This window comes from Morganella sp. B601 (assembly GCF_051172335.1).
Classification (GTDB): Bacteria; Pseudomonadota; Gammaproteobacteria; order Enterobacterales; family Enterobacteriaceae; genus Morganella; species Morganella morganii.
In genome coordinates this window covers 60,482-78,672 of the sequence record NZ_JBPIZE010000006.1, presented here as the reverse complement: position 1 = coordinate 78,672, position 18,191 = coordinate 60,482, and the positions used below count along the sequence as shown (strand labels likewise).

General features: G+C 52.9%; 17 protein-coding genes and 1 other annotated feature. Of the genes, 5 read left to right on the top strand and 12 right to left on the bottom strand.

Going from position 1 to position 18,191, the window contains the following annotated elements:
• Positions 1-194: 194 nt before the first annotated feature.
• The 3 genes from ACSBQN_RS15690 to tal all read right to left on the bottom strand — a co-directional run bounded on the left by ACSBQN_RS15690 (position 195) and on the right by tal (position 3,259).
• Positions 195-1,493 (bottom strand): MFS transporter, encoded by a 1,299-nt coding sequence (locus tag ACSBQN_RS15690; RefSeq protein WP_004237120.1) that lies wholly within the window; start codon positions 1,491-1,493, stop codon positions 195-197.
• Positions 1,494-1,614: 121 nt separating this feature from the next.
• A complete protein-coding gene (mog, locus tag ACSBQN_RS15685) occupies positions 1,615-2,199 on the bottom strand; it encodes a molybdopterin adenylyltransferase (protein ID WP_004237119.1) in 585 nt (194 codons plus the stop codon).
• A gap of 106 nt (positions 2,200-2,305) precedes the next feature.
• Positions 2,306-3,259: a transaldolase gene (gene tal, locus ACSBQN_RS15680; protein WP_024475017.1), complete on the bottom strand. Its 954-nt coding sequence runs from the start codon at positions 3,257-3,259 to the stop codon at positions 2,306-2,308.
• A 322-nt stretch (positions 3,260-3,581) separates the two neighbouring features.
• Here tal and yaaA point away from each other — a divergent pair, with 322 nt between their 5' ends.
• Positions 3,582-4,373 carry a peroxide stress protein YaaA gene (gene yaaA, locus ACSBQN_RS15675; protein ID WP_036409269.1) on the top strand — a complete coding sequence of 264 codons (792 nt, stop codon included), beginning with the start codon at positions 3,582-3,584 and terminating at the stop codon, positions 4,371-4,373.
• Between the two features lie 113 nt (positions 4,374-4,486).
• Here yaaA and thrC read toward each other — a convergent pair whose 3' ends face one another.
• From thrC to thrL, 4 genes are all read right to left on the bottom strand, one after another.
• Positions 4,487-5,779 (bottom strand): threonine synthase, encoded by a 1,293-nt coding sequence (thrC, locus tag ACSBQN_RS15670; protein WP_354632956.1) that lies wholly within the window; start codon positions 5,777-5,779, stop codon positions 4,487-4,489.
• A gap of 9 nt (positions 5,780-5,788) precedes the next feature.
• Positions 5,789-6,721, bottom strand: a complete 933-nt coding sequence (gene thrB, locus ACSBQN_RS15665) for a homoserine kinase (RefSeq protein ID WP_024475021.1) — start codon at positions 6,719-6,721, stop codon at positions 5,789-5,791.
• 3 nt (positions 6,722-6,724) lie between these two features.
• A complete protein-coding gene (thrA, locus tag ACSBQN_RS15660) occupies positions 6,725-9,184 on the bottom strand; it encodes a bifunctional aspartate kinase/homoserine dehydrogenase I (RefSeq protein WP_024475022.1) in 2,460 nt (819 codons plus the stop codon).
• Between the two features lie 29 nt (positions 9,185-9,213).
• Positions 9,214-9,331 (bottom strand) — a sequence feature (Thr leader region).
• On the bottom strand, positions 9,270-9,338 hold the full coding sequence (thrL, locus tag ACSBQN_RS15655) for a thr operon leader peptide (RefSeq protein WP_223302451.1): 69 nt from the start codon (positions 9,336-9,338) through the stop codon (positions 9,270-9,272). Its footprint overlaps the feature before it by 62 nt.
• Positions 9,339-9,971: 633 nt before the next feature.
• Here thrL and arcA point away from each other — a divergent pair.
• Positions 9,972-10,688: a two-component system response regulator ArcA gene (gene arcA, locus ACSBQN_RS15650; RefSeq protein ID WP_036409276.1), complete on the top strand. Its 717-nt coding sequence runs from the start codon at positions 9,972-9,974 to the stop codon at positions 10,686-10,688.
• Positions 10,689-10,767: 79 nt separating this feature from the next.
• On the opposite strand, the gene creA is transcribed toward arcA, so the two are convergent.
• Complete coding sequence (gene creA / locus ACSBQN_RS15645) at positions 10,768-11,259, bottom strand: protein CreA (RefSeq protein WP_036409277.1); 492 nt, start codon at positions 11,257-11,259, stop codon at positions 10,768-10,770.
• Between the two features lie 211 nt (positions 11,260-11,470).
• Between creA and robA the strand changes: the two genes are divergently transcribed.
• On the top strand, positions 11,471-12,382 hold the full coding sequence (gene robA, locus ACSBQN_RS15640) for an MDR efflux pump AcrAB transcriptional activator RobA (RefSeq protein WP_036409280.1): 912 nt from the start codon (positions 11,471-11,473) through the stop codon (positions 12,380-12,382).
• A 75-nt stretch (positions 12,383-12,457) separates the two neighbouring features.
• Here the strand turns inward: robA and gpmB are convergent, their stop codons facing one another.
• Positions 12,458-13,105: a 2,3-diphosphoglycerate-dependent phosphoglycerate mutase GpmB gene (gene gpmB, locus ACSBQN_RS15635; RefSeq protein ID WP_024475025.1), complete on the bottom strand. Its 648-nt coding sequence runs from the start codon at positions 13,103-13,105 to the stop codon at positions 12,458-12,460.
• 189 nt (positions 13,106-13,294) lie between these two features.
• On the opposite strand from gpmB, the gene yjjX reads away from it, so the two are divergent.
• Positions 13,295-13,831: an inosine/xanthosine triphosphatase gene (gene yjjX / locus ACSBQN_RS15630; RefSeq protein WP_024475026.1), complete on the top strand. Its 537-nt coding sequence runs from the start codon at positions 13,295-13,297 to the stop codon at positions 13,829-13,831.
• A 50-nt stretch (positions 13,832-13,881) separates the two neighbouring features.
• On the opposite strand, the gene ACSBQN_RS15625 is transcribed toward yjjX, so the two are convergent.
• Complete coding sequence (locus ACSBQN_RS15625; protein ID WP_036409283.1) at positions 13,882-14,424, bottom strand: GNAT family N-acetyltransferase; 543 nt, start codon at positions 14,422-14,424, stop codon at positions 13,882-13,884.
• A 169-nt stretch (positions 14,425-14,593) separates the two neighbouring features.
• Between ACSBQN_RS15625 and ACSBQN_RS15620 the strand changes: the two genes are divergently transcribed.
• Positions 14,594-15,457: a helix-turn-helix domain-containing protein gene (locus ACSBQN_RS15620; protein WP_024475028.1), complete on the top strand. Its 864-nt coding sequence runs from the start codon at positions 14,594-14,596 to the stop codon at positions 15,455-15,457.
• 1 nt (position 15,458) lies between these two features.
• Here the strand turns inward: ACSBQN_RS15620 and trpR are convergent, their stop codons facing one another.
• Positions 15,459-15,764, bottom strand: coding sequence for a trp operon repressor (gene trpR / locus ACSBQN_RS15615; protein WP_004237105.1), 306 nt, complete (start codon positions 15,762-15,764; stop codon positions 15,459-15,461).
• Positions 15,765-15,874: 110 nt separating this feature from the next.
• A complete protein-coding gene (gene sltY / locus ACSBQN_RS15610; RefSeq protein WP_024475029.1) occupies positions 15,875-17,800 on the bottom strand; it encodes a murein transglycosylase in 1,926 nt (641 codons plus the stop codon).
• Between the last annotated feature and the right edge of the window lie 391 nt (positions 17,801-18,191).

Below are 18,191 nucleotides of genomic sequence, written 5' to 3'. Positions count from 1 at the left end.
GGACATCCGCAGCGTTAAAGGGGATTCAACTGAGTTTCAGTTTCCGATGACAAGTAGATGGGGCCATAAATGCATTCATCAAGGGGAAAATGAAAAAAAAACAGATTATTTAAAAGAAAATGATGAAACACTGAAAAATGCCGCGCTGACAGTCATATCAGCACGGCACTCACACAGCACAATGCAGGGGGTTATCAGGAGCTGAACACCATCATCCGCTGACGGACCGCCGCTTTCCCCATATACAGTCCCAGCAGCAGGCCGATCAGCGAAAGCCCCAGCATATAATACGCCGGTGCAAGCGGTGTCCATTTCAGGAACAGCGTGACCACCACCGGCGTCAGTCCGCCGAAAATGGCATAAGAAAGGTTGTAGGAGAACGAAATACCGCTGAAGCGGATCTCCGCCGGATAACTGTTCACCATCACAAACGGTACCGCGCCCACCACGCCGACACTGAATCCGGCCAGTCCGTAGGTCAGCGACAGCGGCGTACCCGGTTCACCGGCGGTCAGGTAAAAATAGCCGGTGCAGACCGCCAGCAGCAGGCTGCCGAAGGTAAAGACCACAGAGGCGCCCAGTTTGTCACACAGATAACCCGCCACCAGACACCCGGCGCACAGCGCCAGAATCGCGGTCATATTGGCGACAGACACCACCGCTTTTGCCAGGCCGAACTCCGTCTGTAAATACGCCGGTGTCAGCAGGATCACCACCACAACCCCGGCGGAGAGCAGCCAGGTCAGCAGCATGGAGATAACAATCGCTTCTTTGTGATTCACCACCACGGTTTTCAGCGGCAGCTCTTTCGCCAGTGCTTTTTGCTGCTTCATCTCCTGAAAGATAGGGGTTTCCGCCAGCCAGCGGCGCAGATACAGTGCCACAAACCCGAAAATCCCCCCGAGGAAGAACGGTACACGCCAGCCCCAGGCAAGCTGCTGCGCTTCAGTAAAGAGTGTCGCCATCATCATGGCCACCAGCGAGCCAAGCAGGATACCAACCGTCAGCCCTGCCGTCAGTGTGCCGCAGGCGATGCCGATACGGTGCTTCGGCACATGCTCGGAGACAAAGACCCAGGCGCCCGGCACTTCCCCGCCGATCGCCGCCCCCTGCATCACCCGCATTAATAAAAGCAGTAACGGCGCGGCAATACCGATAGATTCATAAGTCGGCAGCAGGCCGATACAAAGTGTCGGCACCGCCATCAGCAGAATACTGAGGGAGAACATTTTCTTGCGCCCGACCAGATCACCGAAGTGCGCCATCACAATGCCGCCCAGCGGGCGCACCAGATAACCGGCAGCAAAGATCCCGAAAGTCTGCATCTGCACCAGCCACGCAGGGATGTCAGGCGGGAAAAACAGTTTGCCGATAGTGACGGCAAAAAAGATGAAAATAATAAAATCGTAGAATTCGAGTGCGCCGCCCAGGGCCGCGAGAGAGAGTGTTTTATAATCCTGCCGGTTGAGTGTCCGGGGAATGGTCTGTGCCATGGGTTCACCTTTCCTGTCTTTACATTGCCGTTATCTTTACTTTACATAAGTGGATAACCGCATCATAGGACAAGAAAGGTGTCCGGGGGAATGTTTTTTATTTTATGCTGAAAACACAGTATTACTGCGGCTTTATTGCTGATTTCGGACGAAACGCCGCGACAATTTCAGGGTCAGTTTCGATGTAGGGCCCGTCCAGTAACTGTATACAATACGGTACACTTGCAAAAATACCGGAAACCATTACTTTGCCGTTTTCATCTTTCAGCCCTTCCAGGGTCTCAGCAATAGCTTTCGGCTGACCCGGCAGATTGAGGATCAGCGACTGATTGCGGATCACGCCCACCTGGCGGGATAAAATGGCAGTCGGCACAAATTTCAGGCTGATCTGACGCATCTGTTCGCCGAAACCCGGCATTTCGCGATCCGCCACCGCCAGTGTTGCGTCCGGAGTCACATCGCGCCGCGCCGGTCCGGTTCCGCCGGTTGTCAGCACCAGATGGCAGCCGAATTCATCCACCAGCTCACACAGCGTCTGGCTGATCATCGCTTCTTCATCCGGGATCAGGCGGGTTTCTGTCTGAAAAGGCGTGGTGATAGTTTTTTCCAGCCATGCCTGTAAGGCCGGAATGCCTTTATCTTCATAAATACCACCGGATGCGCGGTCAGAAACCGAGACAAGACCGATGCGCAACACATTGTTCATAGTCACCTCAACGTCATTTTGACTCCGGGGCACAGCATAGCATTGCCGCCGGAAACAAAAAAGGCAGCCTTCCGGCTGCCCTTCTTATCTGTCTGTTTTATAACGATTACAGCAGATCGGCGATCATTTTTTCCAGTTTGCCCTGGTCTACCGCAAACTTACGGATACCGTCCGCCAGTTTCTCGGTTGCCATAGCATCGCTGTGGTGACCCCAGTAGAACTCAGCTTCTGTCAGCGGTGCAGGACGCGCTTTCACTTCGCCTTTATATTCCAGTTTGCGTTCAACCGCACCGGTCGCTTCTGACAGCTCTTTCAGCAGTGCAGGGGCGATGGTCAGGCGGTCACAACCGGCCAGTTCCAGGATTTCACCTGAGTTACGGAAGCTTGCGCCCATAACCACGGTTTTGTAGCCGTGCTCTTTGTAGTAGTTGTAGATTTCAGTTACTGAAATCACGCCCGGATCTTCTGCCGGTGCGAACTCTTTCTTGTCGCTGTTTGCTTTGTACCAGTCGAGGATACGGCCAACGAACGGAGAAATCAGATATACACCCGCTTCCGCACAGGCACGCGCCTGAGCAAAGGAGAACAGCAGTGTCAGGTTACAGTTGATGCCTTCTTTTTCCAGCTGTTCCGCAGCGCGGATACCCTGCCAGGTGGAGGCCAGTTTGATCAGGATACGATCGTTGCTGATGCCGGCATCATTATACAGTTTGATGAGACGTTTTGCTTTGGCGATACTCGCCTGAGTGTCATAAGAGAGACGGGCATCCACTTCTGTGGAGATGCGACCAGGGATCAGTTTCAGGATCTCCAGACCGATATTCACCGCCAGCTTGTCACCGGCATCAATAATCTGCTGTTCACGTGAGCCGCTCTGTGCACGCGCCCAGGTCACCGCATCATCAATTAACTTACGGTACTCCGGAATCTGCGCCGCATTGAGGATCAGAGAAGGGTTAGTGGTGGCATCCTGTGGTTTGTAAAGCTTCATCGCTTCGATGTCACCGGTATCGGCCACAACCGTGGTCAGATTACGCAGGGAAGTTAACTTATCGGTCATTTTCGTCTCTCATCTTATGTCAGAAGATACCCGGAATAATTCGGGATGCCTGCCGGTGAACTTTGCGTAGTCAACACCCGGGAACCCTGAAGTATAACGAGTACAGATGGCAATATGCCGCAACTGTACCTGATAATATCACGGACAGCCCGCTGCGCAAGCAGGGAAAATCCGGTGCCGCACCGGTGATCCGCCGTTATTCCGCTGTAATCCGGAGTGCTTCCTGTTTTGTTCACAATCACCGATTACAGTGATTTGCCCGCTCTGTGCTTTTTTTTGGTAGAGTACCGTTAATAATGACAATATCAGACCGGAGCCGATCATGCTGCTGACCATTTCCCCTGCCAAAACCCTCGACTATGACAGCCCGTTAGCCACTGAACGCCATACTCAGCCTGAGCTGCTGACGCAGTCAGAAACGCTGATGGAAACCTGCCGCAAACTGACTCCGGCGGATATCGGCTCGCTGATGCATATCAGTGACAAACTCGCGGGTCTGAATGCCGCCCGTTTCGGGGATTGGCAGCCGGATTTCACACCGGACAATGCCCGTCAGGCTATTCTGGCATTTAAAGGGGATGTGTATACCGGGATGCAGGCGGAAACCTTCAGTGAAGCCGATTTTGATTTCGCCCAGCAGCATCTGCGTATACTCTCCGGCCTGTACGGCGTACTGCGCCCGCTGGATCTGATGCAGCCTTACCGTCTGGAAATGGGAACGAAACTCGCCAATCCGCGCGGCAAAGATCTGTATGCGTTCTGGGGGGGCATTATTACGGACAATCTGAATAAGGCGCTGGCCGCACAGGGCGATAACGTGCTGGTCAATCTGGCCTCTGATGAATACTTTAAAGCGGTGAATCCGGAGAAACTGGATGCGGTAATTATCAAACCGGTTTTCCTCGATGAGAAAAACGGCAAATATAAAGTGATCAGTTTCTACGCGAAGAAAGCGCGCGGCCTGATGAGCCGGTTTATTATTCAGAACCGCCTGACACAGCCGTCTCAGCTGACCAGCTTTAACCTCGACGGTTACCGTTTTGATGAGAGTCAGTCCGGTGAGCGGGAACTGGTGTTTACCCGACCGGAAGGTACCGGTTCTGATAACGGGTAAAACAAAAAGCCGCTGTAAATACCTCCCTGTACGCTCAACTGCGCCATCCATGGCGCAGTATGCTTTTTGTTCTCTTACCCGTTATCATCACGTTATCGCTGATTGATAAGAAATTACGGCTTCACTGTCTTCAGCAGATAGTCCCGCAGCGCCGCAAAATCCGCCGGTAACACAGCTGACAACAACGGCAAATCAGCCCGCTCCGCCAGTTCAGCCGGTAACGGCAGTTTACTGCCCAGAATCGCTTCCACACTCTCCAGGAATTTTGCCGGATGCGCCGTGCCGAGGAAAATACCGTACTCGCCCGGCTGCAAATCACTGCGCAGGAGACGATACGCAATCGCGGCATGCGGCTCGGAAATATAACCTTTCGCGGCCAGATCGCGCATGGTTTCGCGGGTTTCATCGTCACTTACTGCGCCGGAACGCAGCTCCTTCAGTGGCCAGCCTTCGCGCGCAAACAGCGCCTCAATACGCGGCCAGTTGTTCGGCTGGCTGACATCCATGGCATTGGATAACGTTGCCACTGTTGCCACCGGTTTCCACTGTCCGTCCGCCAGATAACGCGGCACAGTGTCGTTGGCATTGGTCGCGGCGATAAAGCGTTTCACCGGCAGCCCCATCGCTTTCGCCAGCACCCCGGCAGTCAGGTCACCGAAGTTACCACTCGGCACCGAGAACACCAGCTCACCGCGTTTTTCCGCCGGAACCTGTGCCACCGCTTCAAAGTAATAACAGATTTGTGCCAGCAGACGGCTGATATTAATGGAGTTTGCCGAGTTCAGATGCAGCGTCTGTTTCAGTTCCTCATCATCAAATGCCTGTTTTACCAGTGCCTGACAGGCATCGAAATCATCCTGCACCGCTACGGTATAAATATTGCCGCCGAGGGTACAGAACAGTTTTTCCTGTAACGGACTGATTTTTCCCTGCGGATAGAGGATCACCACCTGCACATTTTTCAGGCCATAAAAGGCGTGTGCGACAGCAGCACCGGTATCCCCGGAAGTCGCGGTCAGAATAGTGACCGGTTTGTCACCGGCAACGGCGGCCAGCGCCTGGGCCATAAAACGTCCGCCGAAATCTTTGAACGCCAGTGTCGGGCCGTGAAACAGCTCCAGACAGGCCACATCCGGCTCCACCGGGTTCAGCGGTGCCGGGAAGGCAAAGGCGGCACGGACACGCGCTGCCAGCTCAGCTTCCGGGATCTCATCACCAATCAGTGCATGCAGAATGGTGGTGCTGCGGCTGACAAAATCCATCGCCAGCAGCTTATCCATCTCCGCCGCTACAAAAAACGGAATCTCACGCGGGAAAAACAGCCCCTGTCCGCGTCCCAGCCCCTGTTTTACCGCCTGTGCAAAACTGACTTTTTCACTCTCATCTTTTAAATTGTACAGTTCCATTTTTTACCTTTATGCACTTATCTGACGTGCGCCTTTGAGATCGAGACGGCACAGATGGACAAACCCTTCGCTGTTCTGCAAATACTGTGTGTTAAAGACATCCGCCACCTGATCTGCCGCTGATTTGCTGTCACAGATCGCAAACAGTGTCGGGCCCGAGCCGGAGATGCCGCATGCCTTCGCGCCGCGTGCAAGCACCTGCTCACGGACCGCATCAAAATTCGGTAATAATTCACGGCGGTACGGCTCTGCCACCACATCACGGATCATCGCCGCTGCCAGATCCGACTGTCCGGTGTGACAGGCGTGGATAAACCCGGCCAGGTTGCGCCCGTGACTGACAATATCCGCCCGTGAATAGGTCGCCGGTAAAATCGCCCGTGCCTGCGCCGTGGAGACTTTGATGCCCGGATACGCCATTACCCAGTACCAGTGTTCAAATCCCGGCACTGCCTGGCTGACGCTTTCGCCGGTTTCAATATTGAGTTGCAGCCCGCCAAGGAAGCAGGGCGCGACATTGTCATAATGCACACTGCCGGAGATGCGCCCTTCCATCTCCCCCATCAGACGCAGCAGCGTCATTTCATCCAGCGGCCTGCCGGTGTACTCGTTCAGCGCCACCAGCGCGGCCACCACCGAGCAGGCACTTGAGCCCAGCCCCGAACCCACCGGCATATTTTTTTCCAGCACCATGGCGACCGGCAGATTATCATGAATGATCTCACTGAACCGTTCACGGCACTGATACACAATATTGTGCTTCGGATTCACCGGCAGTTTCCCGGCAAAACGCCCGCGGTTTCTGAGTGAAAACGTCTCTGCCTTCGCGATGGACACACAGTCGCCGAGCAGTGCCCCGCTGACCGGAGACACTGCCGCACCCAGCACATCGAACCCCACACTCACATTCCCGATTGACGCCGGTGCATAAATTTTTATCACGTTTTACACTCCTGGTTTCCATGACATTGTCCGCAGCACATCCGCAAACACCCCTGCCGCTGTCACATCATTCCCCGCGCCGTAACCGCGCAGTACCAGCGGGATAGGCTGATAGTAGCGGGTATAAAACGCCAGGGCGTTCTCGCCGTTTTTCACTTTATACAGCGGATCGTTACCGTCTGCCTCTGTGATTTTCACCTGACAGCGGCCGTGATCAATGATGCCAACATAACGCAAAACGCAGCCTGCTTCTGCGGCTTTCGCCACACGCGCGGCAAAGGCCGCATCCAGTGACGGCAGATTCGCCATAAAGGTATTCACATCACCGGAAGCATCGAAGTCCGGCGGCAGCACGGAATCCACCTCAATATCTGATAATTCAAGGGAGAGCCCCGCTTCACGGGCCAGGATCAGCAGCTTACGCGCTACATCCATCCCGGAGAGATCATCACGCGGATCCGGCTCGGTAAAGCCTTTGGCTTTCGCCGCAGCTGTTGCCTCAGACAGCGACATTCCTTCATCCAGCATACCGAAAATAAAGGAGAGCGAACCGGACAGAATACCGCTGAACTGCACCAGTTCATCCCCCGCGTTGAGCAGGTTTTGCAGGTTTTCGATCACCGGCAGCCCGGCACCGACGTTGGTGTCATAACGGAACTGACGTTTTGATGCCGCCGCCGCACTGCGCAGTTCATGGTAATAATCCATCGGCAGGGTGTTGGCTTTTTTGTTCGGCGTCACCACGTTGAAACCGTCCTTCAGGAAATCCGCATATTGCAGGGCGATTTCCTCATTCGACGTACAGTCCACAATCACCGGGTTGAGGAAGTGATATTCTTTTTCCAGGCGGATCAGACGGCTGAGGCTGAACGGCTCTTTGGCCTGCGCCAGCGACTGACGCCAGTCCTGTAAATCAATGCCGCGCATATTGGTCAGCATCGCTTTTGAATTGGCGATACCGCAGACACGCAGGTCGATACTCCGGGCTTTCAGCCACGTCTGCTGGCGGCGGATCTGCTCCAGCAGCGCACTGCCGACCCCGCCGGTGCCTACCACAAACACCTCCACAATGCGGTCAGTATTAAACAGCATCTGGTGACACAGACGCACACCGGCGGCCGCGAGGTCATTATCCACCACCGCAGAAATGGAACGCTCGGATGAGCCCTGCGCGATCGCAATGATATTGATGTTGGCGCGGGTCAGTGCCGAGAAGAACCGTGCGGAAATACCTTTGAGTGTCCGCATACCGTCCCCGACCACGGAGACAATCGCCAGGTTATCCAGCACGTCAAGCGGATCGAGCACGCCCTCTTTCAGTTCCAGATAAAATTCCTCTTCCAGCGCCTGCTGAGTACGGGCCTTATCTTTCTGCGCCACACAGAAACTGATGCTGTATTCGGAAGATGACTGTGTAATCAGCACGATAGAGATATTACGCCGTGACATCACCGTAAACACCCGTGCCGCCATCCCGACCATCCCTTTCATACCCGGGCCGGAGACGTTGAACATCGCCATGTTATTCAGGTTGGTGATCCCCTTCACCGGCAGGCTGTCATCACGCTGACCGTCGCCGATCAGCGTGCCCGGCGCGTCCGGATTGAGGGTATTTTTAATCAGGCACGGGATCTGGAACTGGGCAATCGGTGCGATAGTGCGCGGATGCAGGACTTTTGCCCCGAAATAGGAGAGCTCCATCGCCTCCTGATACGACATGCCTTTCAGCAGACGGGCATCCGGCACAAAGCGCGGGTCACAGGTATACACGCCGTCCACGTCAGTCCAGATCTCACAGCAGGAGGCACGCAGACACGCTGCCAGTACCGCCGCAGAATAGTCAGAGCCGTTACGCCCCAGCACCACCAGCTCGCCGTTTTCATTACCGGCGGTGAATCCCGCCATCAGAATGATGTGGTCAGACGGGATATTCAGCGCTGCAATGCGTTTTGTTGATTCATTAATATCAACGGTGGATTCCAGATAACCGCCGACCGCCAGCAGATTCGCCACCGGATCAATCACCGTTACTTTATGGCCGCGGGCTTTCAGCAGTGATGCCATCACTGCGATGGAAAAACGCTCGCCGCAGCTGATCATATTGGCATTGATGCCGTCCGGACACTGTCCCAGCAGTGACACGCCGTGCAGTACCCGGCGGATCCGGCTGATTTCCTGCTCTGTTTCATGCTTCAGCCGGTCATATTCAAAGCCCGGTACCGCATCGCGCAGCCCGTCCAGAATCGCCCCGAGAATCGCGGCGGCATCGTGTACCAGGGTGTTTGCTTCCTGCCCGCTGACGGTCTGCTCCACCATCGCCACTAAATAATTAGTGATTTTCGCCGGTGCGGAAAGCACCATGGCGAGCTGTCCCTGCGCGAGTTTTTTCTCCGCGATTCCTGCGATGTTCAGTATACGATCCGCACTTGCCACGGATGTGCCGCCAAATTTAAGTACACGCATGTGTCACCTGCTCCTGCCGTTTTTAGTCCAAAAAAAAAGCCCGCACAGTCATTGTGCGGGCTTTTTTCGTGATTTCAGATATGCGTCAGCCCGCACCGCCGGTGGTAATGGTGGTGGTGGTAATAATAATCATGGTCAGGCTGTGATTACGCATGGGGTTCCTGTCTGTCATTTGTCTGGTTAACCCTATTACGGTTAAAGGAAAGGCAGGTTGATGTCAAATTATTCTTCAGATTTGCCCGCAGAATCAGACAATTTGAATCTGATCACATATCAGAATAAAAAGAAATTACGGTAAATTAACGCGGTTATCATCTCATCAACCGGCATTTAATTTTACAGAACCAAGAGTTTCTGTATTTTTTCACTTTTATCGTACCGGTTGCGTTTTTCGCTGTTTACCCGGCAGAAAAATGTACAATAATCAGACAAGTCAGATATAATGCTTAACATTGTATTTCTATTTATTTGACAACCATTAAAACTGGCAATTAACAATTGAAAATTGTGTTAACGTGCTACAATTGATTTTGATATGTATCAACAAAGGTTAGATTTCCGGATGGTAAATGATTGGGTTGCTGTTATATTGGTGTTAATAGACTAATATTGGTACGAATCGTTTCAATTCCTTACGTTCTGAGTTGAGTGATTGTTAAAATGCGGTCTGAACAAGATTTTTTTCTGTCTGTGGTGATGTGCCGGACATAACCACAACGATACCGGCACAGGTTACACGGGCAGATAATCAGATTTCTTATTATTCTAAGTAATTTAGGTAGCGACTATGCAAACCCCGCATATTTTAATTGTTGAAGATGAGATCGTCACCCGTAACACCCTGAAAAGTATTTTCGAAGCAGAGGGTTACGTGGTACATGAAGCCACTGACGGTGCAGAGATGCACAATGTGCTGTCAGACCATGATATCAATTTGGTTATCATGGACATCAACCTCCCGGGAAAAAATGGTCTGTTGCTGGCGCGTGAGCTCCGCGAACAGGCAAACGTGGCACTGATGTTCTTAACCGGCCGTGATAATGAAGTGGATAAAATCCTCGGTCTGGAAATCGGTGCTGATGACTACATCACCAAGCCGTTTAACCCGCGTGAACTGACTATCCGCGCACGCAACTTACTGTCACGGACCATGAATCTGGCCGGTGGCAGCGAAGAGCGCCGCAGTGTGGAAAGTTACAAGTTCAACGGCTGGGAACTGGATATCAACAGCCGCTCATTAATCGGACCAACCGGCGAGCAGTACAAACTGCCGCGTAGTGAGTTCCGTGCAATGCTGCACTTTTGTGAGAATCCGGGCAAGATTCAGACCCGTGCTGAACTGCTGAAGAAAATGACCGGCCGTGAACTGAAACCGCATGACCGTACAGTGGATGTCACCATCCGCCGTATCCGCAAGCATTTCGAGTCCACACCGGATACCCCGGAAATCATCGCCACCATTCACGGCGAAGGTTACCGGTTCTGCGGCGATCTCGACGAGTAATCTTCCGCTGCTGTAACACATAGACGAAATCCCCGGTGATGCCGAGCACCACCGGGGATTTGTCGTTGCTGTTATCCGGTTATTTGTTCCACGGAATGATCGGCACCGCACTCAGCGCATTCTTCGGCGAGCCGTCGACCACTTTGTCTGAATAAGTCAGATAAATCAGCGCGTGACGCTTCTCATCATAGAAACGAACCACCTGTAACTTCTTGAATACCATGGATGTCCGCTTCTGGAACACCACCTGACCTTTATCTTTGCGGCCTTTTTTCACTTTATCACTGACGGTGACCGGCCCGACCTGCTGACAGGAAATCGCGGCATCAGACGTATCCTCCGCCAGACCCAGCCCGCCCTTAATCCCGCCGGTTTTTGCCCGGCTCAGGTAACAGGTGATATTTTCCACATCCGGATCATCAAAGGCTTCCACCACAATCTTGTGGTCCGGCCCCAGAATTTTGAACACGGTGTCCACAGAGCCGATTTCTTCACCATGACTCAAAAAGGATAACGAACTCAATGAAATAGCTGTAATAATTCCCAGTATAGACCGGCGAGTCTGCTTCATAATCTTAATAGCCCAAGAAAATCATTTGAAAATTGTATGATTTTAAAGATAATCCATGTTACCAGTTTATGATAGTCGCCCTGTTCTTAAAACATATTTTCCGGCCAAAAGTAAGAATTGGTAAATGATTATCCCGTTGATAATCACTCAGGTTAGAATATAAATTCGTTATATCTCTTTCAGAACTTCATCAATCCAATAAGGGAGATGTATGGATCAGACCAGCATCATTCGCGATTTACTCCGTTGGTTAGATGAGCATTTAGATCAGCCACTTTCCCTCGATAACGTCGCTGCGAAGGCAGGCTACTCCAAGTGGCATTTACAACGTATGTTCAAGGACGTTACCGGTGAGGCCATCGGCGCTTACATCCGCGCCCGCCGTTTATCACGCGCAGCGATTGCACTGCGGCTGACTGCCCGTCCTATTTTAGATATCGCGCTGCAGTATCGTTTCGATTCACAGCAAACCTTTACCCGCGCATTCAAGAAACAGTTTAATAAAACACCTGCGCTGTACCGCCGTCTTGACGAATGGTGCTCTGACGGAATCTGCTCCGCCATTCTGCTTGATGATGTGCCGATGCCGGAGCACGAGTTTGTCACGCTGCCGCCGCGCACAGTCATCGGTATCGAGAACAGCTGTTCACATCGTCTGGAAGACTGGGCAACCGCGTGTACCCACATGCGCCAGGAGTTCTGGCTGCATCATATTTCTGTGGCGAAAACTCTCCCGGACTATGTTTACGGGCTTTACAGTACCACCCGTAATCCGGACAAAGAAGATGAGCAGACAGTCCATTATACCACCGCAGTGGCTAAGGAATTTGCAGCCTTTACTACTGAGGAAAATGTTCACGAGCTGGAAATGCCCGGTGGTGAATATCTCTGCTTCACCTTCAGCGGCATTCCTTACCGCGGTGCGATGCAGGAATTCCTGTTCACTATTTACGGCCAGTGTGTGCCGCGACTGGGGATAACCCGCCGCCGTGGTTACGATGTTGAGAGCTATAAACTGAGAAAAGGAACCGATATCCGTTATCCGGATGTGGATGAGGCAGATCCGCGCCATCACATTGAGGAATTTAAATACTATATTCCTGTCAAACGTGACGCGCAGTAACAGCCTTCCCGCAGAACAAACACCGCCGCCGGTGGTGTCTTGTTCACCCGGGCGGTGTCTGGTTCAACGGTTTACTCAGCGCTGCACTTCATCCAGCGCCGGAAGACTCAGATGTGTGGTGTCACCGGCCGTTTCAACCACCCAGCCATCCGCCAGCCACGGGCTTTCCTGATACTCCAGAACGGATAACGAGCAGTTACGCAGACGCAGACGGCGCTCCGCATAAGCCGGCAGCCCCAGCACAGAGCCAATCAGGCATCCCAGCGCAATACCGTGACTGACCAGCAGAACTTTGCTGCCCTCCGGCAGATCCAGCGTGCTTTCCAGCGCCGCCCGCATCCGGCTTTCCAGCTCCGCGAGAGATTCCCCTTCCGGGATACGCCCGTCTTCCGCGCCGTTAAGCAGACTTTTACGCCAGCCCTCTTCTTCTTCGGTAAGGGTATGGATCTGACGTTTTTCCAGCACGCCCATATTGAGCTCACGCAGACGCGGATCTGCAATAACCTCACAACCGCAGGCTTCTGCGATCAGTTTTGCAGTCTGTTGTGTACGGCCCAGATCACTGGCAATAATATGGGTGATCCCTTCATTTTTCAGACGCGCGGCAACCTGCTTCGCCTGGTCGATACCACTTTGTGTTAACGGGCTGTCAGAATGACCCTGGATACGGCGCTGAACGTTCCATTCAGTTTCGCCGTGACGGACAAGAAATACCTGTGACATAACTATCAATCTCTGCTTTTACTGTGTGAAAGTCTGATTACCCCGCTACCATACCGTAAAAACATTCCCGGGATCACGCTTTATCCCTGAAACTCTTTCACCGCACGGCACCGTCTAAAAAAATCTGCGGAAAGCCGTCAATATTCGCTATACTGCGGCAAACATAATTACGTGGATAGTTTAATTATCATGTTTCATATTATCGCAGCAACGACTAATCCGGCCAAAATTCAGGCTATCCGTTCCGCTTTTGAAGTGGTTCTGGGTAACGGCAATTTTGATATTGAAGATGTGAATGTGGACAGCAGCGTGCCGCAGCAGCCTATCGGGAACACCGAAACCCGTACCGGTGCCCGCCAGCGCGTCAATGCGGCCCGTCAGGTCAGACCGGAAGCGGATTTCTGGGTTGGTGTTGAAGCGGGTATTGAAGGCGATATGACCTTTGCCTGGATTGTTATCGAGCACCGTCAGCTGCGCGGGGAATCCCGTTCTGCCAGCCTGATGCTGCCGGAAAAAATTCTCGCGGGGATCCGCGAAGGCCGCGAACTGGGTGATGAGATGGCCGACCTGACCGGAGTGGAAGATATTAAACAGAAAGGCGGAGCGATCGGTTTCTTCACCGGCGGCGCTCTGACCCGCACCAGTGTCTATGAGCAGGCAATTATCCTGGCGCTGGTGCCTATCCAGCATGAAATTTATAAATCCCTGAACACCAGAGAATCCTGATCTGAAAAACCGGACCGGTACTCACCGGCCCGGTGACCTTCCCGGCACATTTACTGCTGTGCCAGCCACTCTTCCCGCGTAATGCGGCTGATATGTTCAGTCCGGTAATCATTCAGGAACTGATTGAATTTATTCTCTTCGGTATGATGATGGCGGAACCCGCACTTAGCCTGAGCGCGGTGTGACTGTTCATTGTTTTCAAAATAGCCGCACCACAGAGCATCCAGCTCCAGGGTTTCAAATGCATGGCGCATCACTTCCCTGACTGCTTCCGGGATCAGCCCCTGTCCCCAATACGGTACACCAATCCAGTAAGCTATCTCACCTTCCCTCTGACTGATATCAAAGTTGCTGTTTTCACCGATCAAAATCCCGATACAGCCCACCGCCCGCCCGTTCGCTTTCAGTTCAGTGGCATAAACCTCATCGGGGTTAAAAACGGTGCGGATAATATCGGCGCTTTCCGCAATGCAGCTGTGCGGCGGCCAGCCGGCAATCGGGCCGACGCGGTCATCTTTCGCCACTTCATATAAATCGGCGGCATCGGTTTCTGCCCACGGGCGCAGAATCATACGTTCTGTTTCTAATTTCATACTGCTTACCTTACTTCAGTTATACATTCAGCCTCAGCGGCTCTCTCTGTGATGACGGGAAGTGTAGCCTGACGGCAGAACGGCGGTAAGCAACAAACCTCCGCACTTTCGGTACTTTTGAAAACTATTATGATAAATTTCCTCTGATATCTGCTTTCGGATAGCAAAAATGGCAACTTACGATATTAAGCTGACAGACCAGATTCCGTTGCTGACGGAAGAAACGGACACATTACTGACAGGGGAAAGCACACTGGCCGATCACAACGGCGTGCCGCTGACCTTCGGAAGTGCGTATCTCACCCTGATGATCTGCCGGGCGGGATACGCACATATGTCACTGAATTTTAAACCTCAGCCTGTACGGGCGGGGGATATTCTGGTGCTGGCGGAAGATACGATCGCGCTGCTGAAAAAGCACTCGCGGGGATTCCGTGTGTTTTTTTGCCTGATCCCGGCCTCCTTTTCTGCCGAAATCGCCTATGTCCTGCCGAACCCGCTGTTTCTGTTTCTGCATGAATATCCCCGCTGCATTCCGCTGCCGGAAGAAAAACCGCTGCTGACAATGTGGCTGGCACAAATGCAGGATATCACCCGCAACAGTCCGGTTTACCGGCATATTATGCAGCGTAATCATTTACAGAACCTGTTTTTGCGGATAGCGGAAAGAATGCCGCCGTATGCCCCGGCCGCCACACAGAAGTACAGCCGGAAAGAGACACTGTGCTGGCAGTTCTGGGAACTTATCTGCCGCCACAGCCGGGAACACAGGGATGTGCAGTACTATGCGCGGCAGTTAAATATCACACCGTTTTATCTGTCACAGCTGACCGGAACGTTTTTCAATCACTCTCCCAAATCACTGATCAACCGCCGGGTTATCCCCGAAATCAAGACACTCCTGCGTTACAGCACGCTGTCAGTGGAGCAGATCGCAGATAAACTGCACTTTGATGATCCGTCCTACCTGTGCCGCTATTTCAGACGGGAAACCGGCATTTCCCTGACAACGTACCGGCGGCAGAACAGCTGAGTTATTTTTTGCCGCTGAGGAGTTCCTGCTCCAGCCAGGCTTTCACCTCTTCCGGGGCATATTTCAGGCTGTTGGAGCCGCGGGTGATGGTCGCAATGCCGACCCCCAGCTCACTTTTCAGCTCACGCTGGCTCATCTTACCGCGCAGCAGCTCCTCGACGATCCGCACGCGTGTACCCAGCGCTGTGCGCTCATCCGGGGTAAAAAGCAGCTGAAAAAGGTGGGATTCAATATCCTGCGAATAAGCATTGCGCAGCAGGCTGACAAAGCGCTGCCAGTCGCTGTCCTGAAGTTGGTCTGTCGTCATGTGTCACCCCATAGGATCGGGAGTACAAAAAGTACCCGTTAACTAGTACACCTAGGATAACACAAGCCCGGTGCAGCTGTCTTCTGCTGAACCGGGCCGGAGGGGGATGATCAGTAACGCATTGATTGTTCGGAAGGTGTCAGTACATCCGCCGGGCGCTGCCCTTTCAGGAAGTTCTGATAAAAGACATCAAATGCCAGCACATTCTTCACATAACCCCGGGTTTCCGCGAACGGAATGGTTTCCACGAAGGCAACCGCATCAAGCCGTCCGCCGCTGTTGCTCAGCCAGCGGGTGACCCGGTTAGGGCCTGCGTTATACGCGGCACTCGCCAGGATCCGGTTCTGACCAAACTGGTTATATACGCCGTTGAGATACGCGGTGCCTATCTCAATATTTTTGCGCGGATTAACCAGCTGCGCACTGTTGCTGTAATCCGCAATACCGTTGTCGCGGACCGTCTGGGTTGCCGTTGCCGGCATCAGCTGCATCAGCCCGGTCGCCCCGACCGGCGAACGTGCCTGCGGGTTCCAGGCACTTTCCTGACGGGCTATCGCCATCGCATAGCTTTTGCTGATATTTTTATTCTGCGTGAACTCATCAAACTCACTCTGCCAGGCCAGCGGGAAGCGCTCTTCCAGATGATCCCACAGCTTGCCGTTGATCGTCGCCTGCACACTCAGATCCGCCCAGCCCTGCTCCAGCGCATAACGCGCCAGCTGTGCTTTGCGCGCCGGTGTCTGACTGTCCACCAGATTCAGCCACTCAGTGCGGGCCAGCCCTTCCATCTGCCAGTACAGCAGCTCACGGATACGCTGAATTTCCGGCAGATTGCTGATGCTGTTGTCCGGTTTATCCGCCGCATTGATCATCATGACATACGGTTTACCCAGACGCTGTGCCGCCACCATCGGATAGAACCCGCGACCCTGAGTGATTTTTTCCAGAATGGCATCTGCTGCCGCTTTATTGCCGCCTTTTTCCAGCAATACCGCGCGCCAGTACTGCCATTCCTCTTTCTGCTGAGCGTCCGCCGGTAACCGGGTCAGCCAGCGATCCAGATCACGGTCATCCGCGTTACTCAGCGCCAGACGCACGCGGCGCTCGCGCAGGGTGACAGAATCGGTTTCCTGAATCACTTCGTCACGCCAGGCAGCCTGCTCATCTGTCACGTCGCTCCCCATATACTGCCACGCGACAGCATCTTTCAGTTGCTGACGCTCGCTGTCATTCATTTTCTGGGCGCGCGCCACACTGTTCAGGTCAGCCCGTGCCGCATCCGGTGATTTGCGGGCATAGGCGGAGAAAGCGGAGATTGTGGCCTGGCGGGTGAAATCCGTCGGGCTCAGCTGGGCAAATGTCACCACCGATGCCGGGTTTTTCTGTAAGTTAATCAGGCCATTGCTGATAGTCTGATAAGAAGCGGGCAGGCGTTTTGCCAGATAACTGACCAGAGAGGCGTTGCCGTTTTTCAGCGCCAGACTGATACGTTCAAGGACACGTTCCGGTGTCAGTCCGCCGGACTGATCCCAGACATCAAATAACTTATCGCAGGAGGATGGCAGGGAATTTCCCGCCAGCCAGACTGATTTCGCCCCGTCCAGCGCCACCTGACGGTTTCCGGTCTGCCAGTTGGCATAGTAATAGTCACACTTCGCACTGACCGGTTTTGGTACAGTTGTGCTGTAGCTGACCAGCCCCTGCCAGTCATTACGTTTGGCCAGTTCACTGATAAATTTATTTTTCAGACTTGCCGCTGACGGCAGATTCGGATGAGTATCCGTAAAATTTTTCACCTGACCGGCTGTCAGCAGGCTCATGTCCTGTGTCAGTTCACGGTATTCCAGATAAGGATAGAGCGGATAATCCCGCAGTGACGGCATCAGGCGTTCCACTTCCGCCATATTATTGGCATCCCAGGCAGATTTGACATCCTGATAGCGCTGACGCTGCTCACTCAGTGAATCCGCTGACGCCAGTGCTGAAAACATCAGCATGCTGAGGGCTGCCACGCCCGGCCATATACATTTCCTCATGATCCGCTCCTGTCTCCTTCATTACCGTTTATCTGCACAATACCTCAGACCCTGATACACAGTGTAAGTGCCCTGTCACGCAGACACAAATCATACCGTTGTACCGCATAACCAGATACCGGAAATTATATTATTCAGAATATATGTCTGATTATTCTTATTGTGCATTCCCTTTGCCGTAAATGATTGTTTATTAAACAGATTGTAGTTATATCGTCTGGCGTTATCACTATTTTTACTATATAGTAAAGTTAAATTTAAAATTATAATGATAACACTTCAGGAAACCGGCTACCGCCGTAAGCGGGATCCTGAGCACTACCAATAACTCTATAAGTAGTGAACACATTTCAGACGACTCCGGTCGTCTTTTTTTTGTCCCTTGCTCCGG

Coding starts and splice junctions, on each gene's coding strand:
- ACSBQN_RS15620 (WP_024475028.1), top strand. CDS start 14,594: ATGGCAACTTACGATATTAAGCTGACAGACCAGATTCCGTTGCTGACG.
- mog (WP_004237119.1), bottom strand. CDS start 2,199: ATGAACAATGTGTTGCGCATCGGTCTTGTCTCGGTTTCTGACCGCGCA.
- thrC (WP_354632956.1), bottom strand. CDS start 5,779: ATGGAACTGTACAATTTAAAAGATGAGAGTGAAAAAGTCAGTTTTGCA.
- tal (WP_024475017.1), bottom strand. CDS start 3,259: ATGACCGATAAGTTAACTTCCCTGCGTAATCTGACCACGGTTGTGGCC.
- gpmB (WP_024475025.1), bottom strand. CDS start 13,105: ATGTCACAGGTATTTCTTGTCCGTCACGGCGAAACTGAATGGAACGTT.
- arcA (WP_036409276.1), top strand. CDS start 9,972: ATGCAAACCCCGCATATTTTAATTGTTGAAGATGAGATCGTCACCCGT.
- sltY (WP_024475029.1), bottom strand. CDS start 17,800: ATGAGGAAATGTATATGGCCGGGCGTGGCAGCCCTCAGCATGCTGATG.
- ACSBQN_RS15690 (WP_004237120.1), bottom strand. CDS start 1,493: ATGGCACAGACCATTCCCCGGACACTCAACCGGCAGGATTATAAAACA.
- creA (WP_036409277.1), bottom strand. CDS start 11,259: ATGAAGCAGACTCGCCGGTCTATACTGGGAATTATTACAGCTATTTCA.
- yjjX (WP_024475026.1), top strand. CDS start 13,295: ATGTTTCATATTATCGCAGCAACGACTAATCCGGCCAAAATTCAGGCT.
- yaaA (WP_036409269.1), top strand. CDS start 3,582: ATGCTGCTGACCATTTCCCCTGCCAAAACCCTCGACTATGACAGCCCG.
- robA (WP_036409280.1), top strand. CDS start 11,471: ATGGATCAGACCAGCATCATTCGCGATTTACTCCGTTGGTTAGATGAG.
- trpR (WP_004237105.1), bottom strand. CDS start 15,764: ATGACGACAGACCAACTTCAGGACAGCGACTGGCAGCGCTTTGTCAGC.
- thrA (WP_024475022.1), bottom strand. CDS start 9,184: ATGCGTGTACTTAAATTTGGCGGCACATCCGTGGCAAGTGCGGATCGT.
- ACSBQN_RS15625 (WP_036409283.1), bottom strand. CDS start 14,424: ATGAAATTAGAAACAGAACGTATGATTCTGCGCCCGTGGGCAGAAACC.